The 24,110-nt window shown below is 75.5% G+C and carries 25 protein-coding genes; 12 read left to right on the top strand and 13 right to left on the bottom strand.

Annotation, left to right across the window (positions count from 1 at the left end; translation table 11 throughout):
• Positions 1-101 precede the first annotated feature (101 nt).
• From K1Y72_RS00835 to thiO, 3 genes are read right to left on the bottom strand one after another with little or no spacing between them, the layout of a single operon-like run.
• Entirely contained in the window at positions 102-899 is a 798-nt protein-coding gene (locus K1Y72_RS00835) for a thiazole synthase (RefSeq protein WP_220162226.1), read from the bottom strand.
• Entirely contained in the window at positions 896-1,096 is a 201-nt protein-coding gene (gene thiS, locus K1Y72_RS00840) for a sulfur carrier protein ThiS (RefSeq protein ID WP_220162228.1), read from the bottom strand. The genes K1Y72_RS00835 and thiS overlap by 4 nt, the downstream gene beginning before the upstream one ends.
• Positions 1,093-2,220: a glycine oxidase ThiO gene (thiO, locus tag K1Y72_RS00845; protein ID WP_308286827.1), complete on the bottom strand. Its 1,128-nt coding sequence runs from the start codon at positions 2,218-2,220 to the stop codon at positions 1,093-1,095. The genes thiS and thiO overlap by 4 nt, the downstream gene beginning before the upstream one ends.
• A 188-nt stretch (positions 2,221-2,408) precedes the next feature.
• On the opposite strand from thiO, the gene K1Y72_RS00850 reads away from it, so the two are divergent.
• The 4 genes from K1Y72_RS00850 to K1Y72_RS00865 all read left to right on the top strand — a co-directional run bounded on the left by K1Y72_RS00850 (position 2,409) and on the right by K1Y72_RS00865 (position 5,032).
• Positions 2,409-3,608, top strand: a complete 1,200-nt coding sequence (locus tag K1Y72_RS00850; protein WP_220162232.1) for an NAD(P)/FAD-dependent oxidoreductase — start codon at positions 2,409-2,411, stop codon at positions 3,606-3,608.
• Between the two features lie 47 nt (positions 3,609-3,655).
• Positions 3,656-4,030 (top strand): Rv2175c family DNA-binding protein, encoded by a 375-nt coding sequence (locus K1Y72_RS00855; RefSeq protein WP_220162855.1) that lies wholly within the window; start codon positions 3,656-3,658, stop codon positions 4,028-4,030.
• 160 nt (positions 4,031-4,190) lie between these two features.
• The gene (gene thiE, locus K1Y72_RS00860) at positions 4,191-4,868 is read left to right on the top strand and encodes a thiamine phosphate synthase (protein ID WP_220162234.1); all 678 of its coding nucleotides are present in this window, start codon (positions 4,191-4,193) and stop codon (positions 4,866-4,868) included.
• Positions 4,865-5,032 carry a hypothetical protein gene (locus K1Y72_RS00865; RefSeq protein ID WP_220162236.1) on the top strand — a complete coding sequence of 56 codons (168 nt, stop codon included), beginning with the start codon at positions 4,865-4,867 and terminating at the stop codon, positions 5,030-5,032. The genes thiE and K1Y72_RS00865 overlap by 4 nt, the downstream gene beginning before the upstream one ends.
• Positions 5,033-5,063: 31 nt before the next feature.
• On the opposite strand, the gene K1Y72_RS00870 is transcribed toward K1Y72_RS00865, so the two are convergent.
• From K1Y72_RS00870 to K1Y72_RS00885, 4 genes are all read right to left on the bottom strand, one after another.
• Positions 5,064-5,873 (bottom strand): protein kinase domain-containing protein, encoded by an 810-nt coding sequence (locus tag K1Y72_RS00870; protein ID WP_258571733.1) that lies wholly within the window; start codon positions 5,871-5,873, stop codon positions 5,064-5,066.
• 151 nt (positions 5,874-6,024) lie between these two features.
• The gene (locus K1Y72_RS00875; RefSeq protein WP_220162238.1) at positions 6,025-8,166 is read right to left on the bottom strand and encodes a beta-glucosidase family protein; all 2,142 of its coding nucleotides are present in this window, start codon (positions 8,164-8,166) and stop codon (positions 6,025-6,027) included.
• Positions 8,163-8,699, bottom strand: coding sequence for a carboxymuconolactone decarboxylase family protein (locus K1Y72_RS00880; RefSeq protein WP_220162240.1), 537 nt, complete (start codon positions 8,697-8,699; stop codon positions 8,163-8,165). Before K1Y72_RS00880 ends, K1Y72_RS00875 begins: the two co-directional genes overlap by 4 nt.
• 105 nt (positions 8,700-8,804) lie before the next feature.
• Positions 8,805-9,860, bottom strand: coding sequence for a polyprenyl synthetase family protein (locus K1Y72_RS00885; RefSeq protein ID WP_220162242.1), 1,056 nt, complete (start codon positions 9,858-9,860; stop codon positions 8,805-8,807).
• Between the two features lie 151 nt (positions 9,861-10,011).
• Here K1Y72_RS00885 and metF point away from each other — a divergent pair, with 151 nt between their 5' ends.
• Positions 10,012-10,962: a methylenetetrahydrofolate reductase [NAD(P)H] gene (metF, locus tag K1Y72_RS00890; RefSeq protein WP_220162244.1), complete on the top strand. Its 951-nt coding sequence runs from the start codon at positions 10,012-10,014 to the stop codon at positions 10,960-10,962.
• Here the strand turns inward: metF and K1Y72_RS00895 are convergent.
• From K1Y72_RS00895 to K1Y72_RS00915, 5 genes are all read right to left on the bottom strand, one after another.
• Positions 10,884-11,501, bottom strand: a complete 618-nt coding sequence (locus tag K1Y72_RS00895; protein ID WP_308286828.1) for a GNAT family N-acetyltransferase — start codon at positions 11,499-11,501, stop codon at positions 10,884-10,886. The two genes, metF and K1Y72_RS00895, sit on opposite strands and share 79 nt — an antisense overlap.
• Before the next feature lie 10 nt (positions 11,502-11,511).
• A complete protein-coding gene (locus K1Y72_RS00900) occupies positions 11,512-11,844 on the bottom strand; it encodes a hypothetical protein (RefSeq protein WP_220162246.1) in 333 nt (110 codons plus the stop codon).
• A 2-nt stretch (positions 11,845-11,846) separates the two neighbouring features.
• Positions 11,847-12,698, bottom strand: coding sequence for a hypothetical protein (locus K1Y72_RS00905; protein WP_220162248.1), 852 nt, complete (start codon positions 12,696-12,698; stop codon positions 11,847-11,849).
• Positions 12,699-12,746: 48 nt separating this feature from the next.
• Entirely contained in the window at positions 12,747-13,103 is a 357-nt protein-coding gene (locus K1Y72_RS00910) for an arsenate reductase family protein (RefSeq protein ID WP_220162250.1), read from the bottom strand.
• Positions 13,104-13,231: 128 nt separating this feature from the next.
• A complete protein-coding gene (locus tag K1Y72_RS00915; RefSeq protein WP_220162252.1) occupies positions 13,232-13,696 on the bottom strand; it encodes a YbaK/EbsC family protein in 465 nt (154 codons plus the stop codon).
• A 356-nt stretch (positions 13,697-14,052) separates the two neighbouring features.
• On the opposite strand from K1Y72_RS00915, the gene K1Y72_RS00920 reads away from it, so the two are divergent.
• On the top strand, positions 14,053-14,556 hold the full coding sequence (locus tag K1Y72_RS00920) for an SAV_6107 family HEPN domain-containing protein (RefSeq protein ID WP_220162254.1): 504 nt from the start codon (positions 14,053-14,055) through the stop codon (positions 14,554-14,556).
• Positions 14,557-14,746: 190 nt separating this feature from the next.
• On the top strand, positions 14,747-15,784 hold the full coding sequence (locus K1Y72_RS00925; protein ID WP_220162256.1) for a lysylphosphatidylglycerol synthase transmembrane domain-containing protein: 1,038 nt from the start codon (positions 14,747-14,749) through the stop codon (positions 15,782-15,784).
• An 85-nt stretch (positions 15,785-15,869) separates the two neighbouring features.
• On the opposite strand, the gene bldD is transcribed toward K1Y72_RS00925, so the two are convergent.
• A complete protein-coding gene (gene bldD, locus K1Y72_RS00930; RefSeq protein WP_220162258.1) occupies positions 15,870-16,364 on the bottom strand; it encodes a transcriptional regulator BldD in 495 nt (164 codons plus the stop codon).
• 450 nt (positions 16,365-16,814) lie between these two features.
• On the opposite strand from bldD, the gene pyrR reads away from it, so the two are divergent.
• From pyrR to carB, 5 genes are read left to right on the top strand one after another with little or no spacing between them, the layout of a single operon-like run.
• Entirely contained in the window at positions 16,815-17,372 is a 558-nt protein-coding gene (gene pyrR, locus K1Y72_RS00935; RefSeq protein ID WP_220162860.1) for a bifunctional pyr operon transcriptional regulator/uracil phosphoribosyltransferase PyrR, read from the top strand.
• Complete coding sequence (locus tag K1Y72_RS00940) at positions 17,373-18,314, top strand: aspartate carbamoyltransferase catalytic subunit (RefSeq protein WP_220162260.1); 942 nt, start codon at positions 17,373-17,375, stop codon at positions 18,312-18,314. It begins immediately after the preceding gene.
• On the top strand, positions 18,311-19,597 hold the full coding sequence (locus K1Y72_RS00945; RefSeq protein WP_220162262.1) for a dihydroorotase: 1,287 nt from the start codon (positions 18,311-18,313) through the stop codon (positions 19,595-19,597). Before K1Y72_RS00940 ends, K1Y72_RS00945 begins: the two co-directional genes overlap by 4 nt.
• On the top strand, positions 19,594-20,718 hold the full coding sequence (gene carA, locus K1Y72_RS00950; RefSeq protein WP_220162264.1) for a glutamine-hydrolyzing carbamoyl-phosphate synthase small subunit: 1,125 nt from the start codon (positions 19,594-19,596) through the stop codon (positions 20,716-20,718). The genes K1Y72_RS00945 and carA overlap by 4 nt, the downstream gene beginning before the upstream one ends.
• A complete protein-coding gene (gene carB, locus K1Y72_RS00955) occupies positions 20,718-24,056 on the top strand; it encodes a carbamoyl-phosphate synthase large subunit (RefSeq protein WP_220162266.1) in 3,339 nt (1,112 codons plus the stop codon). Before carA ends, carB begins: the two co-directional genes overlap by 1 nt.
• Positions 24,057-24,110 lie beyond the last annotated feature (54 nt).

The raw sequence follows: 24,110 nt of genomic DNA on the forward strand, positions 1-24,110 counted from the left end.
TAGGATCGGGACGGTTCGACGGCCGTCGAACCGTCCCAGTCTCACCGCCCCGACCGTTCAGGTCCACCGATTATTCCTACAGAGGATCGTTAAGCGATTCTTCAGGAACCGCTGATCCCCTCGAACGGCGACGACGCCTGCGCGTAGCGGCGCTCCGGGATCCGCCCGGCGCGGCGGGCGAGCCGCCCCGCCTCGACGGCGTGCCGCATCGCGGCGGCCATCAGCGCCGGGTCCTGGGCGCGGGTGACGGCGGTCGCGAGCAGCACCGCGTCGCAGCCGAGCTCCATCGCCAGCGCCGCGTCGGACGCGGTGCCGAGCCCGGCGTCCAGGATCACCGGGACGCCCGCCGCCTCCACGATCAGCTCGATGTTGTGCGGGTTGCGGATGCCGAGGCCCGACCCGATGGGGGAGCCGAGCGGCATGACCGCCGCGCACCCGATCTGCTCCAGGCGCCGCGCGAGCACCGGGTCGTCGCTGGTGTAGGGCAGCACGGTGAAGCCGTCGGCGACGAGCCGCTCGGCGGCGTCCACCAGCTCGATCGGGTCGGGCAGCAGGGTGCGCTCGTCGGCGATGACCTCCAGCTTCACCCACGCGGTGCCGAGGGCCTCGCGGGCGAGCTCGGCCGTCAGCACGGCCTCGCCGGCGGTGAAGCAGCCGGCGGTGTTCGGCAGCACCCGGATACCGCGCTCGCGCAGCACGTCGAGGACCGAGCCGCGGGCGGCCGGGTCGACCCGGCGCATCGCGACGGTGGTGAGCGCGGTGCCGGACGCGTCGAGCGCCTCGCCGAGCACGCGCATGCTGGGCGCGCCGCCGGTGCCCATGATGAGCCGCGAGGCGATCGCCTCGCCCGCGATGACGAGCGCGTCGCCGGCGGCCCCGTCGGTGGTGGTCACGGTCATCCTCCCTGCACGGCGGTCAGCACTTCCAGCCGGTCGGCGTCGGCGAGCGGGGTGGCGGCCCAGGCCGCCCGGCGCACCACCTCGTCGTTCAGCGCGGCGGCCACGCCGGACGCCGCCGGGGTGACGGCGGCGACGGCGTCGGCCACCGTCGTCCCGTCCGGCAGCTCGCGGGCCTCGCCGTTCACGGTCACTCTCATCTGCCCACCTCGAAGCGGTCGGGGGTGAAGGGGCGCCCGACGCCGGGCACCTCGCCGTCCAGCAGGACCGACGCCAGGACGTCGGCGCTGACCGGCGCGAGCAGCACGCCGTTGCGGAAGTGGCCGGTGCCGAGCACCAGGCCGGGCAGCGCGCTGCGGCCCATGACGGGCGCGTTGTCGGGGGAGCCGGGCCGCAGCCCGGCGGTGACCTCGGCGAACTCCAGCTCGGTGACGCCGGGCAGCAGCTCGCGGGCGTCGCGCAGCAGCTCCCAGAGGCCGCCCGCGGTGACGCGGGTGTCGAAGCCCAGCTCCTCCTGGGTGGCGCCGACGACGATCTCGCCGTCGGCGCGCGGCACCAGGTAGACCGGGGAGCCGCGGACGAGGCCGCGGGTGGTGCGGCCGAGGAAGGGGACCGGGCCGCGGGCGCGCAGCCGCAGCACCTGCCCCTTGACCGGCCGGACCGGGGGGACGACGCCGTCCGGGACGCCCGCCACGTCCCCCGACCAGGCGCCGGCGGCGAGCAGCACCTGGTCGGCGCGGATCTCGCCGCCGCCCTCCAGGCGGACGCCGACGGCGGTGTCGCGTTCCACCAGGACGGCGGCCGCGCGCTCGCGCACGAGGACGGCGCCGGCCTTCTCGGCGGCCGCCAGCAGGGCGGGGGCGAGGCGGCGCGGGTCGATGGAGCCGTCGCCGGGGGCGAGCAGGCCGCCGCGCACGCCGGGGGCGAGCATCGGCTCCAGGCGGCGGGCCTCGCGTCCGGTCAGCGCCTCGGCCGGGAGGCCGAGCGACTCCTGGAAGCGGCGGAGGTCCGCCAGGGCGCGCAGGTCGTCGGCGTCGAAGGCGACCTGGAGGATGCCGTCGGAGCGGAACCCGGTCGCGCGGCCGGTCAGCTCCTCCAGCTCGGCGACGAAGCCGGGGTAGCGGTCGCGCGAGGCCAGGCCGAGGCGGAGCAGGTCCTCCTCGCCGTAGGCCAGCTCGCCGACCGGCGCGAGCATCCCCGCGGCGACGGACGTGGCGCCGCTCCCCGGGCGCGGGTCGACCAGGGTGACCCGGGCGCCCCGGGCGGCGGCCCGCCAGGCGGTGGCGAGCCCGACCACCCCGGCGCCGATGACGGCGATCTCCACGCGCGCTCCCTTCGCCGGCATGATCCGGATCAGGTCTGGCGGTCGGCGCCCGTGGCAGGCGCCCTCTCAGCCCGGTCGCCCGGACTCCCGCGGTATGTCCGGTTCTCACCCTAACGGCGTCCGGCAGTGGTCACCTGTCTGGACACCCGTCTATATATCTCCCCGGCCGGCCGGTTAGGGTGCCTCCCATGGACAGGGTGATCGTGGCCGGCGGCGGTCTGGCCGGGGTGCGTGCGGTGGAGGCCCTCCGGGCCAGGGGCTACCGGGGGGCGCTGACGCTGCTGTCGGCCGAGCGGCACCGGCCGTACGACCGGCCGCCGCTCTCCAAGGCGGTGCTCGCGGGCGAGAGCGACGACACGACGGTGGACGCCGACTGGGACGCGCTGGACGCCGGGCTGCTGCTCGGCGAGAGCGCGACCGGCCTCGCGCTGGCCGAGCGCGGCGGCGTCGTGGCGTCCACGGCGGGCGACCTGCCGTTCGACGGCCTGGTCATCGCGACGGGCGCGACGCCCGTCACGCTCCCCGGCGACGGGCACCAGCACGTGCTGCGCACCATCGACGACGCGCGGGCGCTGCGCGGCCGCCTCACCGAGGGCGCGCGGGTCGTCATCGTCGGCGCCGGCTGGATCGGCGCCGAGGTCGCCACCACCGCCGCCAAGAAGGGCTGCCGCGTCACCGTCGTCGAGGCCGCCGACACCCCCCTCGCCAACGCGCTCGGCCCCGAGCTCGGCGCGCTCACCGCGCCCTGGTACGCCGAGGCGGGCGTGGAGCTGGTCACCGGCGTGAAGGTCGCCGCCGTCGAGCACGACCACCTGGCCCTCGCGGGCGGCGCCCGGATCGACGCCGACGAGATCGTCGTCGGCGTCGGGGTGCGCCCCGAGACCGGCTGGCTCGCCGGATCGGGCCTGGACGTCGAGCGCGGCGTGCTCACCGACGCCGCCTTCCGCACGGCGGCCGGCGGCGTCCCGCGCCCCGACGTCGTCGCCGTCGGCGACTGCGCCGCCTGGTGGTCCGAGCGCTACGGGCGCCGCCTGCTGGTCGAGCACTGGGACACCGCGCTGAACGCCCCCGACGTCGCCGCCGCGACCCTGCTCGGCCAGGACGCCGCCTACGACGCCGCCCCCTACTTCTGGTCCGAGCAGTTCGGCCGCATGATCCAGTACGCCGGCAGCCACGCGCACGCCCAGCGCATGGTGCGCCGCGGCGACCCCGCCGACGGCACGTGGGCCGTGGTGTGGCTCACCGGCGACCGGCTCGACGCGATCCTCACCGTGGGCAGGCCGCGCGACCTCGTCCAGGGCCGCCGGATCATCGCCGCCGGCACCCCCGTCGACCCCGCCCGGATCGCCGATCCGCAGGTGCCGGTGCGGCAGGCGGTGCGCGACTGACGGGTTTGGGCGATCTCCAGGCGTGGTAGCAAGGGGGCGTGACGCAGATGCACGCAACCGTGGACGGCGCTCTCGACCCCCGCACCGACGCCCTCGTCGGCGACTGGCTCTCCCTCAAGGAGGCCACCGAGCGCCTCGGAACCAAGTCCGGACGCACCAAGCAGCTGCTCGCCGAGCGCAAGCTGCTGGCCGTCCGCCGCGACGGCGCCCCCGCCGTCCCCGCCGCCTTCATCCGGGACGGCGAGGTGATCAAGGGGCTGCCCGGCACGCTGACGCTGCTCGCCGACGCGGGCTTCGATGACCAGGAGACGCTGCGCTGGCTGTTCACCCCCGACGACACGCTGCCCGGCACGCCGGTGCAGGCGCTCGCCGAGAACCGCGGCACCGAGGTGCGCCGCCGCGCCCAGGCGATGGCCTTCTGACCGGCCCTCCGACCGGCCTTCCGGCCCGAGGGCGCTGAGCACGGCCCTCCGGGGCCCCGCCCGGCCCCCCGCGGGGGCCGCGGCCTCCCATGACAGGATTGCGGGACCCGTCCGGCACGCCGGGCGGGTCCCGCCGCCGTTCCCGACCCGAAAGGCCGCCGTGCCCAGGGACCTCCCCGGCGAGCGCGCCGTCGCGCTGCGCGCCCGCCTCGACCGCGCCCGCCTCTACCTCTGCACCGACGCCCGGGAGCGCCAGGGCGACCTGCCCGCCTTCCTCGACGCCGCCCTCGCCGGCGGCGTGGACGTGGTGCAGCTGCGGCAGAAGGGCCTGGAGGCCCGCCGGGAGATCGCCCACCTGGAGGTGTTCCGCGCGGCGTGCGACCGGCACGGCGCGCTGCTCGCCGTCAACGACCGCGCCGACGTCGCGCACGCCGTGCAGGCCGACGTGCTGCACCTCGGCCAGGACGACCTGCCCGTCGCGGCGGCCCGCGCCATCGTCGGCGGCGACATGCTGATCGGGCGGTCCACGCACTCGGCCGAGCAGGCCGACGCGGCCGCCGCCGAGCCGGGCGTGGACTACTTCTGCGCCGGGCCGGTCTGGCCGACGCCGACCAAGCCGGGCCGCGCGGCGCCCGGCCCGGAGCTGCTGGAGCACGTCGCCGCGCAGGCGCCGGCCCGCCCCTGGTTCGCCATCGGCGGGATCGACGCCGCCACCCTGGGCGAGGTGCTGGCGGCCGGCGCGCGCCGCGCCGTGGTGGTGCGGGCGATCACCGGGGCGGCCGACCCGCGGGCCGCCGCCGCGGACCTCGCCGCGCGGCTGGGAGAATGGGCGCCATGACCGAGCGACCCGACGACGAGCGTCCGGTGGACCTGGACGACGACCTGGAGATCCTGCCCGACCAGACCGGCGACGACACCGACGTCGGCTGGGGCGACTGGCGCGGATCGGCCGCCGAGGACGACGACGACCGCCTCACCGCGGAGCGCCCGCCGCACTGGTGAGCGGGCGGGCGCCCGCGCGGGCGCCCGCGCCTCAGATGAGCACGCCGAGCAGGAAGCCCGCGGCGATGACGAGCGCGAGCGCGACCATCATCCGCCGGCGGTAGCGCGGGATCCGCTTCGGGCCCTGGCGGGTCACCGGCTCCCGCCCGTCGCGGAGCGCCCGCACGAGCTGCCGGGCGGTGGGCCGGGCGGCGGGGTCCTTGTCCAGGCAGCGCGCGAGGAGTTCACGGAGCGGTCCCTCCAGTTCGCCGAGGTCGGGCCGGCGGGTGGCGACCCGGCGCCGCACCGCCGGGTCGGGGCCGGCGCCGAACGGCGGCCGTCCCGTCGCGGCGTAGACCAGGGTCGCGCCCCAGGCGAACACGTCGGCGGGCGCGCCGGCCGGCTCGTCCTCGATCTGCTCGGGCGCGAGGTAGGCCGGACCGCGGTGCGGCCCGGTGCCGAACGCGGCGCCCTCGCAGACGCGCGCGGCGCCGCCGGCGTGCACGACCTTGGCGCCGTCGGGGCCGAGCAGGACGGTCGCGGGCGCCAGGTCGTGGTGGGTCTCGCCGGCGCGGTGCAGCGCGGCGAGCGCCGCGGCGGTGTGCAGCGCGACCTCGTCCAGGCGCGGTCCGGACAGCGGGCCCTGCCCGGCGACCACGTCCTGCAGCGTCGCGCTGCCGGGCGCCGGGCCGTCGGCCAGGCGGCGGCGGTCCAGGGCGGGCGCGCCGCCGTCGCGGGGGCGGGGCACGGCCGCGTGCGGGCCCGCCGGGTGGGCGGGGCGCGGGCGGCCGTGGTCGGAGCGGGCGGACAGGGGGCGCTGCGCGTGCGGGCGCGTCCGCCCGTCGGGGGGATGGTGCGGCAAGAGGACTCCGACTCGGCGGGGACGGACGAAGATTTCCTCAGTTCTACCGTGTACCGGCGCGAAATGGCAGAGAAACCGGGATGTTTGCCCGGGGCGGGAAAATCCAAACCGCCCGCCCTGGGCGAACATGGCCGGATCCGGCCATTCCGGTTCAGTGGCAGGTCGCGCCGCCCTGAGCGAAGCGGCCCGACAGGGCGATGGCGCGCGAGGAGTCGCCCACCTCGGCCCGGTAGCAGCCCTTGGCGACCTTCCAGGCGTCCGCGCGGACGTCCCAGTACGACAGCGACCGGGCCGTCAGCGGGAAGGTGACGACGGCGCTCTGGCCCGGCGCGAGGACGACCTTGGTGTAGCCGCGGAGCTGGCGCGGCGGCTGCGGCGTGGCCGCGTCCGGCGCGGGCAGCCCGAGGTAGAGCTGCGGGACGGCCGCGCCGGTGCGCGTCCCGGTGTTGGTGACCGTCACCCGCACCCGGGACGCGCTCACGCTGAGGCCGCGGTAGCCGAACGTCGTGTACGACAGGCCGTGCCCGAACGGGAACGCCGGCGCGACCTTCGCCCGGTCGTAGTGGCGGTAGCCGACGAACACGCCCTCGGCGAACGTCGCGGTCCTCCCGGCGGCGGGGACGGCGGGGGCGTCGGCCTCGGCGGCCGGGAAGGTCACCGGGAGCCGCCCGCCGGGGTCGGCGTCCCCGTACAGCACGCGGGCGAGCGCGGTGCCGCCCTGCTGCCCGGGGTACCAGCCCTCGACGACCGCGGCGGCCCGCCCGGCCCAGGGGGTGAGGACCGGTCCGCCGGTCTCCAGGACGACGACGGTGCGCGGGTTGGCCGCGGCGACGGCGGCGATGAGGCCGTCCTGGTCGCCGCGGAGCGGGTCGCCGCAGTTGAGGGTGAGGCACGAGCGGTCGAAGAACTCGCCCTCGCTGTCGGTGGCGAACACGATCGCGACGTCGGCCCGGCGGGCCGCGTCGGCGGCCGCGCGGACGTCGCGCCCGTCGTTGTAGGTGACGGCGGCGCCGGCCCCGGCGCGCGCGGTGATCGCGGCGCGCGGGGTGACCGAGGAGAACGGCTGCACCTGCGAGGAGCCGAAGCCGCTCGGGTTGCCCTCGGCGGCGGCGCCGACCAGCGCGATCGACTTCGGCGCCCCCAGCGGCAGCACGCCGGCGTTCTTCAGCAGCGTGATGCCGCCCTCCTCGACCCGCCGCGCGGCGTCCTCGCTCGCGGTCCGGCCGATCGAGGTGAGGTCGTTGGCGTAGGCGGGCCGGTCGAACAGCCCGGCGGCGAACATCGTGCGCAGCACCGTGCGGGTGCGGGCGTCCAGGGTGGCCTGCGCGACCTGCCCGGCCCGCACCGCGTTCCCCAGCATCAGGGCGTTGTACTTGAGGCCGATCGGCAGTTCCAGGTCGAGGCCGCCGTTGGCGGCGCCCGCGCCGTCCTGCACGGCGGTGTGGTCGGAGGCGACCAGCCCCTTGAACCCCCACTCCTCGCGCAGCACGGTGTTCAGGACGCCGCCGTCCTGGCAGGCCCAGCGGCCGTTCAGCTTGCCGAACCCGCACATGACGGTGGCGGCGCCGCCGGTCTTCACCGCTGCCTCGAACGGCACGAGGTACACCTCGCGGAGCGTCCGCTCGTCCACCCGGGAGTCCAGCGACTGCCGCGACCCCTCCTGGGTGTAGACGGCGAGGTGCTTCACCGACGCCATGACGCCCTGGCCCTGCGCGCCGCGGACCCAGGACGCGCCGAGCGCGGCCGACAGGTAGGGGTCCTCGCCGAACGCCTCGAAGGAGCGGCCATTGCGCGGGGCGCGCAGCACGTCCACCGACGGGCCGAAGATCAGGTCGTTGCCGCGGTGCCGGGCCTCCCAGGCCGCGGTGGCGCCGTAGAGCCGCGCGGACGCGTCGTCGAACCCGGCGGCCAGCGCGATCGGCGCGGGCAGCGCGGTGCCCTTGCCCTGCCGGATGCCGGCCGGCCCGTCGGCCATGTAGAGCGGCGGGATCCCGAGGCGCGGGACGCCGTTGCCGGTGTCGGCGTGCGCGGTCTCGATGAAGCCGCCGAGCGGCCCGCCGAGCGGGTCGTCGGACGCCAGCAGCCCGATCCGCTCGTCCACCGTCATGCGGGGGAGCAGCAGGGCGGCGCGCGCGTCGGGGGAGAGGGAGGCGCGGCACCAGGGGCGCGCGGCGACGTCGCCGCAGCGCGACGCCGCCGCGCCCGCCGCCGGGGCGGAGGCGGGGACGGCGGGCGCGAGGACGGCGGCGAGCGCGGCGGCCCCGGCGGCGGCCCGGCGGCGCCGTGCCCTCACTCCTCCTCCTCGGGCTGGACGCGCAGCGCGTTCAGCGCGAACGCGACCATGTGGTAGTGCCCGACGAGCATGACCAGCTCGATCAGCCCGCGCTCGTCGAACCGCCCGGCGAGGGCCCGCCAGGCGCCGTCCGAGAGCGTTCCGGTCGCGTGCAGCTCGTCGGCGGCGTCCACGACGGCGCGGTCGGCGGGCGCCCAGCCGTGCGCGGCGGCGTCCAGGCGCAGGGCGCCGATCTCCGCCTCGGCGAGCCCGGCCTCCAGGCCGAGGCGCCGGTGGTGCAGCCACTCGTACTCGCAGGAGCGGTGGTGCGCGGTGCGCAGGATCGCGATCTCGCGGACCCGCGCGTCCAGGGTGCCCCGCATGAGCAGCCGCGACCCGAGCCCGATCCAGGACGCGAACAGGTCGGGGTGGCGGGCCAGGGTGGTGAAGACGTTGAGGGGGCCGGTGGACGCGACCACCGCCTTCAGGACGTCGTCCCACCGGTCCTCCGGGAGCGGCGGGACGCGCGGCACGGGCAGTTCTTCGTCGGCCATGGCGCCATTTCTGCCACCAATTGGTGTCACAGTGCTAGTCCCGCGCGCACCGGTGGCCGGAACGTGCCACTTTCCCGGTCCCGCGCCCCGGCCCGGGTGAGGGCGTCAGGACAGGCGCGCGGTCGCCGCGACGGCGAGCTCCTCCAGCGCGCCGCGCGCGTCGGCGGCGATCGGCGCGGCGGCGAGGGCCGCGGCGGCCTGCGCGGTGTACCGCTCGATCATCGCCTCGCAGCCGGCCAGGCCGCCGCTGTCGGCGATGACCTCGCGCAGCTCGGCGACGCCGGCGGCGTCCAGGCCGGGATCGCCGAGGCGGCGCTCCAGCAGCGCGGCGCCCGCCGCGTCGGCACGTTCCAGGGTGAGCGCGACGAGCACGGTCCGCTTGCCCTCGCGCAGATCGTCGCCGGCGGGCTTGCCGGTCGCGGCCGGGTCGCCGAAGACGCCGAGCACGTCGTCGCGGAGCTGGAAGGCGATGCCGAGCGGCAGGCCGTAGGCGCGCAGCGCCTCCACCACCCCGGCGCCCGCGCCCGCCAGCGCCGCCCCGAGGTGCAGGGGCCGCTCGATCGTGTACTTGGCGCTCTTGTACTCCACCACCCGCAGCGCGGCCTCGACGGTGCCCCGCCCGCGCACGCCCTCCAGCAGGTCCAGGTACTGGCCGCACATGACCTCGGTGCGCATCAGGTCGTAGACGGGCCGGCCGAGCGCGAGCAGGCCCGGCTCCAGGCCGCTCCGCTCGAACATCTCGCCCGACCACGACAGGCAGAGGTCGCCGAGCAGCACCGCGGCGCCCTCCCCGAACGGGGCGGCGGCGCCGGGCCAGCCCGCATCGCGGGCCATCGCCTCCAGGCGCCGGTGCACCGAGGGCTGGCCCCGGCGGGTGTCGCTGGAGTCCATCACGTCGTCGTGGACGAGCGCGCTCGCCTGCAGCAGCTCCAGGGACGCGGCGGCGTCCAGGATGCCGGCCCCGTCGTCCACCCCGCCCGCCGCGCGCCAGCCCCAGTAGCAGAACGCCGGGCGCAGCCGCTTGCCGCCCGACAGCAGGGCGTCCAGCGCCGCGAGCAACGGCGCGAGGTCGGCGCCGATGGAGAGCAGCCCGGGACGCTGCCGGTCGACGAACCCGAGCAGGGCCTCGTCGATCTCCTTGCGCACACCGCTCTTCACCATGGCGTGATCTTATGCATCCGCTTCCGGCGGGCGGGAGACGGGAGGGGGTGCGGGAAGGCGGAAAATGTGTGAAACGTGACTCAGTTCCGGGGGTGCGCGCCGGGCGTCACGCCCCGGAACGCCGCCCGCGGCCGTTCTGTAGGCTGGCGGAATGCGACACGTCCGGCCCGACCGCGCCCCCACCATCCGCGATCTGCTCGCCGGCGGCGGGCGCTCCTTCTCGTTCGAGTTCATGCCGCCGAAGTCGGCCAAGGGCGAGCGGAGCCTCTGGCGGGCCATCCGCGAGCTGGAGTCGCTGCACCCCACGTTCGTGTCGGTCACCTACGGCGCGGGCGGCAGCTCCCGCGACACCACCGTCGACATCGTCGAGCGCATCGCCACCGACACCACCCTCACCCCCGTCGCGCACTTCACCGCCGTGAACCACTCGCAGGCCGAGCTGCGCAACCTCATCGGCCGGTTCGCCGCGGCCGGCGTCCGCAACGTCCTCGCCCTGCGCGGCGACCCGCCCGGCGACCCGACGGGCGAGTGGGTCAAGCACGCCGAGGGCGTCGAGTACGCCGCCGAGCTGGTCCGGATGATCCGCTCCTACGGCGACTTCTGCGTCGGCGTGGCGGCCTTCCCCTACAAGCACCCGCGGTCGGCCACCATCGAGGAGGACACCCGCTACTTCGTCGAGAAGTGCCGGGCGGGCGCCGACTACGCCATCACCCAGATGTTCTTCCGCGCCGAGGACTACTTCGCGCTGCGCGACCGGGTCGCCGCGGCGGGCTGCGACACCCCGATCCTGCCGGGCATCATGCCGGTCACCAAGATGAGCACGATCGAGCGGTCCGAGCAGCTGTCGGGCGCGCCGTTCCCGCCCGAGGTCCGGGCCCGGTTCGAGGCCGTCGCGCACGACCCCGAGGCCGTCCGCCGCCTCGGCATCGAGCACGCCGCCGAGGTCTGCCAGGAGCTGCTGGACCAGGACGCCCCCGGCGTCCACTTCGTCACCTTCAACTCCTCGACCGCCACCCGCGAGGTCTACGAGTTGCTGGACGCCGGCCGCCGGTACTCGGCGAGCGGCTCGCTGAGCGGCAGCGCGCCGCCCATGACCGCGTAGCGCGGCCCGCCCCCGGGGAAGTCGAACGCCGTCAGCAGGTCGACCATGCCGACCGACCGGTAGAGGCGGCGGGCCGGCGTCTCCCGCTCGCCGTCCAGCGTCGACAGCACCACCGTGCGCTCGGTGCGGCCCGCGCAGAGCGACGACAGCAGCCCGCGGCCGAGGCCCCGGCCCTGCGCGTCGGGGTGCACGTGCAGCTCGGCCACCTCGAACGAGTCGTCCATCCAGTGCGCGGCGTGCGCGGGACCGCCCTCCCGGACGAGCGCCTCGTACACCACGTCGTGCCACCACTGGCCGCGCTCGCCGTGGAACCCGTAGGCGAAGCCGCGCACCGCCCCGGGCAGGCCCGGCACCGGCCGCGGCCGCTCGGCGACCATCGCCCGGAACCGCGGGTGGGCGGTGTGCCGCGCCATGATCGTGTGCCGGCCCGGCAGCTGCTCGTAGGGTGGGCTCATCGCCTCCGCGTACACCTGCACCATCGGGTGCAGGCGGCGCAGGAAGGCGCGCCCGTCGATCTCGCGCAGCTTCGGCTCCCTCACGCAGTAGAGGTTAGACCCGCGGGATGGTCCGCCGGGTCGCCGACAGCCGGTCGTAGATGTCCCAGAGGATCTGGTCGGCGGCCTTGCGCAGGTCGCCGCGCGCCGACTCCAGCCGCCCGTTCCACGCGCGCGCCTCCGGGCCGAGCCAGGCGTCGGTGCCGCCCATCGTCTTCATCGCCGGGTCCAGGGCCTGCCGCAGCCGGTCGATGCTGTTGTAGGCGTCGGCGTAGGACTGGAAGAGGCGCCGGTAGTCGGGGTTCGGCTGCTCGGTCGGCGCCAGCGTCGCGCTCGACGCGACGTCGAACGGCGGCGGCAGGCTGCCGGGCGGCGGCGGAGCGGCCATGGTCAGCTCTCCTTCGGCGCGGCCGGGGCGCCCGCCCGCAGGTCCAGTCTCGCGATCGCCTCGCGCGTGCGGGCGCTCACCTCCGCGCCCGTCACCACCTGCACCGCGACGGGCCGCACCCCGGCGCGGTCGGCCTCGTCCAGGAAGGTGCGCAGCCACTTCACGTCCATCGTCGCGTGGTGGCTGGCGACGCCGAGCGCCTCGCGGACGGCCTTCAGTTTCGCCTCGTCCCCGTGCGCGGCGGCCAGCAGGTCGGCGACGCCCGCCGGGCCGAGCCGCTCGTACAGGGCGGTGGTGTAGTCGGGGTCGTCGGAGTTGGCGGCCAGGTGCTTCCACACGTCCGCCGGGACCGCCTTGCGGTCGCCGACGGCCGCCTGCACGGCGAGCGCGTCGGTGCGGGCGGCCTTGGCGGCGGCCCGCTGGGTGGGGAAGTTGCCGATGTCGCCCGCGCCGCGCGGCGTCGGCTCCGGCGCGGTCCGCCGGGGGACGCGCGGCGCGCTCGCCTTCGGCGCGCCGGTGCCGCCGGTGCCGCCGGAGTTCTGGTCGGCGCCCGAGCCGGGGGCGGGGGACGCGGGCGGCGGCGTGACGCCGCCGCCCCTGTCGGGATGGGTGATCGCGTAGTTGTAGCGGCGGCTCAGCATTCCGAGCTGCTCGATCGTCCACCCGGCGACCTCGTCGGCCCGGCGGTAGCCCGTCTCGGGCACGCCGGGCGGCGGCCGGTGCGCGGAGAGCCAGCCGCGGATCGCGGTGCCGGCGTCGGTGACCTGCTTGACCAGGGCGTGCAGCGCGTCCGGGTCGATGCCCCGGAACTGGGCGTCGCGGGCGGCCGGGCCGGTGCGCATCTCCGCGCTCATCGCGCCTCCGCAAGTCGGTACGGTCGACTCCCCAGAATCACACTCGTCTCACGCGCTGTCGAGTGCGCGCCCGATCGAATCGGCGTCGCGGGCGACGACCGCGGAGCCCCCGGACACCACGATCGGGCGCTGGATCAGCACCGGATGGGCGGCCATGACCTCCAGCCACCTCGCCCGGTCGTGCTCCAGGTGACGAAGGTCCAGCTCCTTGGCCACGGTCTCGCCCAGCCGCGCCGCCTCCCACGGCTCCAGCCCCGCCTTGGCCAGCACCGCGTCCAGCTCGGCCGCCGTCGGCGGATCGTCCAGGTAGCGCCGCTCGGTGTAGGCCGCCCCCGCCCCGTCCAGGGCCGCCTTGGCCGCCCTGCTCTTGGAACAGCGCGGATTGTGCCAGAGCTCCGTACTCATCGCCTCACTCCGTTCGGCGCGAGCCGCCGCTTCACGCGCCGGCTTCCCTCGTCACTCCGGTCGCAGGCTCCCTGCGTTCCTCAGTCCAGCCGACGCGCGGCGGCTCGGTACTCATCGCCTCACTCCGTTCACTCCACCTCGGCCGGCGTGCCGCCGGTCATCTTCAGCAGCTCACCGTAGGTGGTCGGGAAGACGGTGTGCGGGACACCGCCCGCGGCCCAGACCTCGGCGTGCCGGTCCAGCCAGACGTCCACCAGGGTGCGGACGGGGGCCGGGTGCCCGACCGGGGCGACGCCCCCGATCGCCTGGCCGGTCGCGGCGCGCACGAAGTCCGGCGTCGCCCGCTCGACCTTCGCGGCGCCGACCAGCGCGGCGACCCGGGCGGTGTCCACCCGGTGCGCGCCGCTGGTGAGGACGAGCAGCGGCGCCCCGTCGGCGTCGAAGATCAGGCTGTTGGCGATGGCGCCGACCTCGCAGCCGACCATCTCGGCGGCGCGCTGCGCGGTCGGGGCGGCCCCGGGCAGCTCGACGATCTCGCCGGGGACGCCCGCGGCGCGCAGCGCGGCGGTCACCCGTTCGACGTTGGGATGCATGGCGCCCACCCTAGGGCGCGCCGCCCCCGCCCGGCCTCCCCTTCGCAGGTCGCGGGCCCCGGGCATGAAATGTCGGACCCGCCTGTTCTCCTGGTGACGGCACCTGACCAGGGCGATCACCTTCGTGATCGCCCAGGGTGGCGGCACGTGTTCGAACGCATTGACGAAACGGCACCGGGGCGCTTTACTGTGAAGGCGTCGAACTTATGTTCGACGTGATGCGGGACTCGCGGCCCGCATCAGGGCGACGTCCACGCCGCGGCCGGGTGCGCGACGGCAACGGCGGGACGGACGGCCGGGCGGGGTGAGGGGAAGCTCTCCGCCCGGCCCCGGCCCGAGCCCCGGAAGGGAGGACCATGTCCGGAACGATGACCGGGCCCGGCGGGCACGACGCCGCGCCGAGCCCGCGCCCCCGCTCGCACCCGGCCCCCCGGCCGGCCCGCACCGCGGTGGGCCAGCTCCGCAACGCCCGCATGGAGCTCGCGGAGGCCGCCGAGGCGACCTCGCCGAGCGTCCGCTACGTGTGCGCCCACCTGGCCGCGCTGCGCGCGGCGGCGGCGGTGCTGAGCTCCAAGGGTCCCGTCGACGCGCCGCGCCGCGGCCGCCCGCGCAGCGTGTGGGTGCTGCTGCCGGAGGCCGAGCCCGCGCTGCGCGAATGGGCCGCGTTCTTCGCCGCCGGCGCCGACAAGCGCGCCGCCGCCGAGGCCGGCCTGCCCCGCGCCGTCACCGCGCGCGAGGCCGACGAACTGCTGCACGACGCCGACATCTTCGTCACCCTCGTCGAGGACACCCTCGGCGTCACCAGCCAGCCCACCCTGCCCGCCACGCCCCTCCAGGCCACCGACGTCCGAGCGGGCTGACGCCGCCTCCCCACCGGCGACGGCCGACCTCCCGAGGCCGGCGCGGCGGCCCTCCCACCCCGGCCGCCGCGCCCGCCGCGCGCCGCCGCCGGAGCCGGTGCCCTCCCCCGAGCACCCCTCCGGCGGCGGCCCTTCCCCCGGCGGCGGACGGCGCGCGGAACGCGGGGCGGGCCCGGCGCGTTCATCGCTCGTGGACCTCACCGCCGGCGCCGGACGCCCCGCGCGCGGACGCGCCTCCCGGCGGGCGACGGCCGTCCGGCTGGCCCTGACCGCCCTCGTCATCGCGCTGACGGCGGCGCTCGCGGTCGCCGAGCGCGGCACGGTCGCCTCGGGCGTGCGGAGTCTGGCGCGGGCCGACCCCGGCTGGGTGGCGGTCGCCGTCGCCGCCAACCTGGCCACCTTCCTCGCCGCGCTCGCCGTCCAGTACGGGTCCATGCGGGCCGTGCCGCGCCCCGGCCGCCTCCTCGGCGTGCAGCTCGCCCTCTGCGGTGTCGGCCTCGTGCCGGGCGCGGGCGGGACCGTCTACGTCCGCTTCCTGCGCAAGCAGGGCCTCGGCGCGGGCGAGATCGTCGGGGCGTTCCTGCTGATGGGCCTCGCGGGCGGGATCGTGCGCGCCGGCTACCTGCTCGCGCTGCTGCCGGCCGCGCCCGCGGAGTGGCGCCGCTCCGCCGCCCGCTGGCGGGACTGGCGGCCGCCCGGCGCGGGGGACCGGCTCGGCGCCTGGACCGGGCCCGCCGCGCTGCTCGCCGGGCTCGCGCTCCTCGCCGCCGGCGCGGCGCTCATGTACTGGCTCGCCCGCCGGAACGGCGCCGCGCGGCTGCGGACCATGTCGTGGACGGCCCGGGAACGCGCCAGGACCGACGTACGCGCCGTCCGGGACGTCGCCGCACACCCGGGGCGGGCGGCGTGCCTCTGGCTCGGTGTGGCGGCGCTGACGCCGCTGAACGCCCTCGTCCTGTACGCGATGCTGCACGGCCTCGGCGTCGGGCTCGGATACGGCACGACGGTCGCGGTGTACGTCCTGCTGATCACGCTGGCGGCGCTCGTGCCCGCGCCGAACGGCGTCGGCTCCACCGAGGTGGTCATGACGGCCGGGCTGGTCCTCGGCGGCGTCCCGGCGGGCCCGGCGCTCGGCGCCGCCCTCGGCTACCGCCTGCTGACGTTCTGGACGCTGCTGCCGCCGGGCGTCGCCGCCTTCGCCTGGCTCTCGCGCCGCCGCGCCGTCTAGCCCCCGGGGCCCGCAACGGCGCGGGGGCCGCCCCGCGGGCGGGATGCGCCCGCGGGACGGCCCCGCGCGTGAGAAGGGAAGGGAATCAGAAGGACTCGACGGCGCGGCGCGCCTCCGGGTCGAGCACGCCCCAGCCGATGAGCTCCTCGGTCAGCTCGGTCGGGGACTTGTCGTAGATCACGGCGAGGGAACGCAGGTCCTCCTGCCGGATGGACAGGACCTTTCCGTTGTAGTCGCCCCGCTGGGTCTGGATCGTCGCGGCGTAGCGGGCGAGAGGACCGGCCTTGTCCTTCGGAAGCTGCTGCAGTCGCTCAAGGTCGATGACGAGCTTGGGCGTGGGCCCGAGCGGGCTCGGCGCGGCTCCGCCGGGCAGCAGCTCGGAGACCGGCACGCCGTAGAAATCGGCGAGCTCGGCCAGCTTCTGAACGGTGACGGCGCGGTCGCCCCGCTCGTACGAACCCACGACGACGGCCTTCCAGCGGCCGCGGGACTTCTCCTCCACACCGTGCAGGGAGAGGCCCTGCTGGGTACGGATGGCGCGCAGGCGCGCGCCGAGAGCCTTAGCGTATTCAGACGGCATTGTGCGGCCCCCAGGCTCACTCGGTCGTCGTTCACGGGCCCCCCGGCCGGACGGCCGGGCGGAGGCGGGTCGGCGGGGCGTTCCGGCCCCGACGGTCCGTCTCCAGGGATGGTTACGGACAGTGACGGTAAAACGGTGACGGCCCCAGGTCAAGCCGATTGGAAAAAACCGGTCGAATCCGCAGGTCTCGATCCGGGCCGTCCGGATCGAGCACAACCCCCGCAGGCGCGTCGTGACAGGGCGTTGCCGGACCCGTCCCGGCTCCGCCCGGCGGGCCGGGTGTGACCCCTCTCACCAGGGGCGATGGGCGCGCACCGGATGCGGGGCAGTCGGGCGGGACTGCTACGGTGAAGGGGACAAGGCGTCCTTTAAGACCCGTCCGGAGAGGCGGGAAAGGAGGTTTCGGTGGTGAACGCTGCCCTCAGGCCGGAGGACCCGGCCGGCGCGGGCGTGGCGGACGGTGACCCCCGGCCCAAGGCCGTTCTGGAGGGTCCCGACATCCGCCGCGCGCTGACCCGCATCGCGCACGAGATCCTGGAACGCACGAAGGGCGGGCGCGACGTCGTCCTGCTCGGCATCCAGACCCGCGGCGTGACGCTGGCCGAGCGGCTGGCGGGCGCGCTGCGCGAGGTCGAGGGCCACCCGGTGCCCTGGGGCTCGCTGGACGTGACGATGTACCGCGACGACCTGCGCATGAAGCCCGCCCGCGCCCTCGGCCGCACCGAGCTGCCCGCCGACGGCGTCGACGGCCGGGTCGTGGTGCTGGTCGACGACGTGCTGTTCTCGGGCCGCACCGTGCGCGCCGCCCTGGACGCGCTGAACGACCTCGGCCGCCCGCGCGCCGTCCAGCTCGCCGTCCTGGTCGACCGCGGCCACCGCGAGCTGCCCATCCGCGCCGACTACGTGGGCAAGAACCTGCCCACCTCGATGCGCGAGACCGTCAAGGTCCTGCTGGCCGAGAACGACGGCCGGGACGCGGTCCTGCTCGGTCCGAAGGGGGAGAAGTAAGTGAAGCGCCACCTCATCTCGGCGGCGGACCTGTCCCGGGACGACGCGCTGCTCGTCCTCGACACGGCCGAGGAGCTCGCCCAGATCGCCGGCCGGTCCATCAAGAAGCTGCCGACGCTGCGCGGCCGCACCGTGGTGAACCTGTTCTTCGAGGACTCCACCCGCACCCGCATCTCCTTCGAGGCCGCCGCCAAGCGCCTGTCGGCCGACGTCATCAACTTCTCCGCCAAGGGCTCCAGCGTGTCCAAGGGCGAGTCGCTGAAGGACACCGCGCTCACCCTGGAGGCGATGGGCGCCGACGGCGTCGTCATCCGGCACGGCGCGTCCGGCGCGCCCTACCGGCTCGCCAACTGGGTGCGGGGCAGCGTCGTCAACGCCGGCGACGGCACCCACGAGCACCCGACGCAGGCGCTGCTCGACGCCTTCACCATGCGCCGCCGCCTCGGCGACCTGGAGGGCCGCAAGATCACGATCGTGGGCGACGTGCTGCACAGCCGCGTCGCGCGCTCCAACGTGCTGCTGCTGGACACCCTCGGCGCCGACGTCACCCTGGTCGCGCCGCCGACGCTGTTCCCCGTCGCGGTCGACACCTGGCCCTGCCAGGTGTCCTACGACCTGGACGCGGTGCTGCCGAAGAGCGACGTCGTCATGATGCTGCGCGTCCAGCAGGAGCGCATGAACGCCGCCTACTTCCCGACGGTCCGCGAGTACTCGCGCCGCTACGGGCTGGACGCCGCGCGCATGGCGGCGCTGCCCGAGCACGCCATCGTCATGCACCCCGGCCCGATGAACCGCGGCGTGGAGATCGCCGCGGAGGTCGCCGACTCGGCCCGCTCGACGATCGTCGAGCAGGTCGCCAACGGCGTGAGCGCCCGCATGGCCGTCCTGTACCTGCTCCTCGGCGGCTCCGAGCCCGCCATCGGCACGGAGGTGTCCCAGTGACCGACCACCTCATCAAGGGCGCCCGCGTCCTCGGCGGCGACCCCGCCGACCTGCTGGTCCGCGACGGCCGCATCGCCGAGGTCGGCACCGGCCTGGACGCGGCGGGCGCGCGGGTCGTGGACGCGGCGGGCCTCGTCGCGCTGCCCGGCCTGGTCGACCTGCACACCCACCTGCGCGAGCCGGGCCGCGAGGACGCCGAGACGGTGGAGTCGGGCACCCGCGCCGCCGCCAAGGGCGGCTACACCGCGGTGCACGCGATGGCCAACACCGACCCGGTCGCCGACACCGCCGGCGTCGTCGAGCAGGTGTGGCGGCTCGGCCGCGAGGCCGGGTACTGCGACGTGCACCCGGTCGGCGCCGTCACCCGCGGCATCGCCGGCGAGCAGCTCGCCGAGCTCGGCGCGATGGCCGACTCGGCCGCGCGCGTGCGGGTGTTCTCCGACGACGGCCACTGCGTGTCCGACGCGGTCATCATGCGCCGCGCCCTGGAATACGTGAAGGCGTTCGACGGCGTGGTCGCCCAGCACGCCCAGGAGCCGCGCCTCACCGAGGGCGCGCAGCTCAACGAGGGCGAGATGTCGGCCGCGCTCGGCCTGCGCGGCTGGCCCGCGGTCGCCGAGGAGGCGATCATCGCCCGGGACGTGCTGCTCGCCCAGCACGTCGGGTCGCGGCTGCACGTCTGCCACGTGTCGACGGCCGGGTCGATCGACATCATCCGCTGGGCCAAGAGCAAGGGCTGCCAGGTGACCGCCGAGGTCACCCCGCACCACCTGCTGCTGACCGACGCCGCGGCGCGCACCTACGACCCGATCTACAAGGTCAACCCGCCGCTGCGCACCGCCGACGACGTCACCGCGCTCCGCCACGCCCTCGCCGACGGCACCATCGACTGCGTCGCCACCGACCACGCGCCGCACCCGGTGGAGGCCAAGGAGACCGAGTGGGCGGTCGCGGCCATGGGCATGATCGGCCTGGAGACGGCGCTGTCGGTCGTCCAGGAGGCCATGGTCGAGACCGACCTGCTGGACTGGGCGGGCGTCGCCGACCGCATGTCGTTCGCGCCCGCGCGCATCGGCCGCCTGAGCGGGCAGGGCCGCCCGCTGGAGGCCGGCTCCCCCGCCAACATCACGCTGTACGACCCGGCGCCGCGCCGCCGGGTGGACCCGACCTCGATGACCTCCAAGAGCCGCAACACCCCGTTCGCGGGCTTGGACCTGCCCGGCAGGGTCGTCGCGACGTTCCTGCGCGGCGAGCCGACCGTCCTCGAAGGGAAGCTTCAGTGACACCACCCCCCGCGATACTGATCCTTGAGGACGGACGCGCCTTCCAGGGCGCCGCTTACGGGGCGGAGGGGGGGACCGTCGGCGAGATCGTCTTCAACACCGGGATGACCGGCTACCAGGAGACCCTCACCGACCCCTCCTACGCCCGCCAGATCGTCGCGATGACCGCGCCGCACATCGGCAACACCGGCGTCAACGACGAGGACCCCGAGTCGGCCCGCATCCAGGTCGCCGGGTACGTCGTCCGCGAGCCCGCCCGCGTGGCGTCGAGCTGGCGCGCGACGGGGTCGCTCGGCGCGGCGCTGCGCGCGCAGGGCGTCGTCGGGATCGCGATGCCCGGCACCCGGGCGCTCACCCGGCACCTGCGCGACCGCGGCGCGATGCGCGCGGGGATCTTCTCCGGCGCCGCCGCCGCGGCGCCGGAGGCCGAGCTGCTCGCCAAGGTGCGGGCCGCCCCCGCGATGGAGGGCGCCGACCTCGCCGCCGAGGTCGCGACCAAGGAGCCCTACGTCGTCCCGGCGATCGGGGCCAAGCGCTTCACCGTCGCGGCCGTCGACCTCGGCATCAAGGCGATGACGCCGCACCGGATGGCCGAGCGCGGCTGCGAGGTGCACGTGCTGCCCGCGACCGCCACCGCGGCGGACATCCTCGCGCTGGAGCCCGACGGGGTGTTCTTCTCCAACGGTCCCGGCGACCCGGCGGCCACCGAGGGCCCCGTCGAGGCGCTGCGCGGCGTGCTGGACGCCGGCACGCCGTTCTTCGGCATCTGCTTCGGCAACCAGCTCTTCGGCCGCGCGCTCGGCCTCGGCACCTACAAGATGCGGTTCGGGCACCGCGGCATCAACCAGCCGGTGCGGGACCGCGCCACCGGCAAGGTCGACGTGTCCGCGCACAACCACGGGTTCGCCGTGGACGCCCCGACGGACGCGCCCTTCGACACCCCCTACGGGCGCGCCGAGGTCAGCCACGTCAACCTCAACGACGACTGCGTGGAGGGCCTCCGTCTCCTCGACCGGCCCGCCTTCAGCGTCCAGTACCACCCCGAGGCCGCGGCCGGCCCACATGACGCGACCGGCCTGTTCGACCGTTTCTGCGAGCTGATGGAAGGGTCGGGCAAGTAATGCCGCGCCGTGAAGACCTGAGCAGCGTCCTGGTGATCGGCTCCGGGCCGATCGTGATCGGCCAGGCGGCCGAGTTCGACTACTCCGGCACCCAGGCGTGCCGGGTGCTGCGCGCCGAGGGCCTGCGGGTGACGCTGGTCAACAGCAACCCCGCCACGATCATGACCGACCCCGACATCGCCGACGCCACCTACGTCGAGCCGATCACCCCCGCGGTCGTCGAGAAGATCATCGCCAAGGAGCGGCCGGACGCGCTGCTGCCCACCCTGGGCGGCCAGACGGCCCTCAACACCGCCATCGCGCTCTACGAGAGCGGCGTGCTGGAGCGGTACGGCGTCGAGCTGATCGGCGCCGACGTGGAGGCGATCCAGGCCGGCGAGAACCGCGAGCGGTTCAAGGGCGTCGTCGCCAAGGTCGCCGCCGAGCAGGGCCTGAACGCCGCCTCGGCGCGCTCGCTCATCGCCCACACCATGGACGAGTGCCTCGCCGCGGCCGGCGAGCTCGGCTACCCGCTGGTCGTGCGGCCCTCGTTCACCATGGGCGGCGCCGGGTCCGGCTTCGCCCACGACGAGACCGACCTGCGCCGCATCGCCGGCGCCGGCCTCGACGCGTCCCCGACCAGCGAGGTGCTCCTGGAGGAGTCCATCCTCGGCTGGAAGGAGTACGAGCTGGAGGTCATGCGCGACCGCGCCGACAACGTCGTCATCGTGTGCTCCATCGAGAACCTCGACCCGATGGGCACCCACACCGGCGACTCCATCACGGTGGCGCCCGCGATGACGCTCACCGACCGCGAGTACCAGAACATGCGCGACGTCGCGATCGCGGTCATCCGCGAGGTCGGCGTCGACACCGGCGGCTGCAACATCCAGTTCGCCGTCGAACCCGGCACCGGCCGCATGATCGTCATCGAGATGAACCCGCGGGTGTCGCGCTCCTCGGCGCTGGCGTCCAAGGCCACCGGCTTCCCCATCGCCAAGATCGCCGCGAAGCTGGCCATCGGCTACACCCTCGACGAGATCCCGAACGACATCACCGCCGAGACCCCGGCGTCGTTCGAGCCGACCCTCGACTACGTCGTGGTGAAGGTGCCCCGGTTCGCGTTCGAGAAGTTCCCCGGCGCCGACGGCACCCTCACCACCCACATGAAGTCGGTCGGCGAGGCCATGGCCATCGGCCGCAACTTCACCGAGGCGCTCCAGAAGGCCCTGCGCTCCCTGGAGCAGAAGGGCACGGTCTTCTCCTGGGCCGACGTCCCGGCCGACCCGGCGGCGCTGCTGGAGTCGGCGAGCGCCCCGCACGACGGCCGCATCCGCGACGTCCAGCGGGCCCTCGCCGCCGGCGCCACCGTGCAGCAGGTCCACGACGCGACCGGCATCGACCCCTGGTTCGTCGACCAGATCGCCGGCCTCAACGAGATCGCCGAGGAGATCCGCACCGCCGAGGACGCGCTCACCGGCGACAAGCTGCTGCGCGCCAAGCGGCACGGCTTCTCCGACGCCCAGATCGGCGAGCTGCGCGGCCTGTCGGAGGAGGTCGTCCGCGAGCTGCGGCACGCCCTCGGCATCCGCCCCGTCTACCTGACGGTCGACACCTGCGCCGCCGAGTTCGAGGCGCGCACGCCCTACCTGTACTCGGCCTACGACGTGGAGACCGAGGTCCCGCCGGGCGAGCGGCCCAAGGTGATCATCCTCGGGTCGGGGCCGAACCGCATCGGGCAGGGCGTGGAGTTCGACTACTCGTGCGTGCACGCCTCGTTCGCGCTGGCGGACGCCGGCTACGAGACCGTCATGGTCAACTGCAACCCCGAGACCGTGTCCACCGACTACGACACCTCCGACCGGCTCTACTTCGAGCCGCTCACCCTGGAGGACGTCCTGGAGGTGGTGCACGCCGAGCAGCGCGCCGGGACGCTCGCCGGCGTCATCGTCCAGCTCGGCGGGCAGACCCCGCTCGGCCTCGCCCGCAAGCTGAAGGCCGCCGGCGTCCCGATCGTCGGCACCAGCCCCGAGAGCATCCACCTGGCCGAGGACCGCGGCGCGTTCGGCCGCGTCCTGCACCGCGCCGGGCTGCTCGCGCCGAAGCACGGCACCGCCACGTCCTACGAGGACGCCCGCGAGATCGCCGCCGAGATCGGCTACCCGGTGCTGGTCCGCCCGTCCTACGTGCTCGGCGGCCGCGGCATGGAGATCGTGTACGACGACGGCGCGCTGGAGTCGTACATGGCCAAGGCGACCGAGGCGAGCCCCGACCACCCCGTGCTGGTCGACCGGTTCCTCGACGAGGCCATCGAGATCGACGTCGACGCGCTGTTCGACGGCGAGGAGCTCTACCTCGGCGGCGTCATGGAGCACATCGAGGAGGCCGGCATCCACTCCGGCGACTCGGCCTGCGCGCTCCCGCCGATCACCCTCGGGCACGACGACCTGCACCGCATCCGCGAGGCCACCGAGGCCCTCGCCCGCGGCATCGGCGTGCGCGGCCTCATGAACGTCCAGTACGCCCTGTCGGCGGGCGTGCTGTACGTGCTGGAGGCCAACCCGCGCGCGTCCCGCACGGTGCCGTTCGTGTCCAAGGCGACCGCGGTGCAGCTCGCCAAGGCCGCCGCCCGCGTCATGCTCGGCACGACCGTCGCCGAGCTGCGCGCCGAGGGCCTGCTGCCGGCGTCGGGCGACGGCGGCTCGCTGCCGCTCGACGCGCCGATCGCGGTCAAGGAGGCGGTGCTGCCCTTCGACCGGTTCCGCGACAAGAACGGCCAGTTCGTCGACACCGTCCTCGGCCCGGAGATGCGCTCCACCGGCGAGGTCATGGGCATCGACGAGGTCTTCGGCACCGCCTACGCCAAGTCGCAGCAGGCCGCCTACGGCGCGCTGCCGACCAAGGGCCGGGTGTTCGTGTCGGTGGCGAACCGGGACAAGCGGCACATGGTGTTCCCGGTGAAGCGCCTTGCTGACCTGGGCTTTGAGATTCTTGCCACGGAAGGGACCGCCGAGGTCCTGCGGCGCAACGGCGTGCATGCCAAGATCGTGCGCAAGCACAGCGCCGGGGCCGGATCGAGCGACGAGCCCAGCATCGTGCGGCGCGTCCTCGACGGTGAGGTGGACCTCATCGTCAATACTCCGTTCGGCAGCCCCGGACAGGCGGGGCCCCGCCTGGACGGCTACGAGATCCGCACCGCGGCGGTGCTGCGCGGCGTGCCGTGCGTCACCACCGTGCAGGGCCTCGCCGCGGCCGTGCAGGGCATCGAGGCGATCGCGGCGGGGCTGGTCGGCGTCCGCTCCCTTCAGGAGCACGCCGAGCGGCTGCGCGGCGCGCACGGCGTCCTCGGGCAGGGCTGACGCCCGCCGGGCGGCGGCCGCGCGGCCGCCGCCCGGTACACGAACGAGGAGAGG

Origin of the sequence: Actinomadura parmotrematis, assembly GCF_019458805.1 — a bacterium.
GTDB classification, from domain to species: Bacteria; Actinomycetota; Actinomycetes; order Streptosporangiales; family Streptosporangiaceae; genus Spirillospora; species Spirillospora parmotrematis.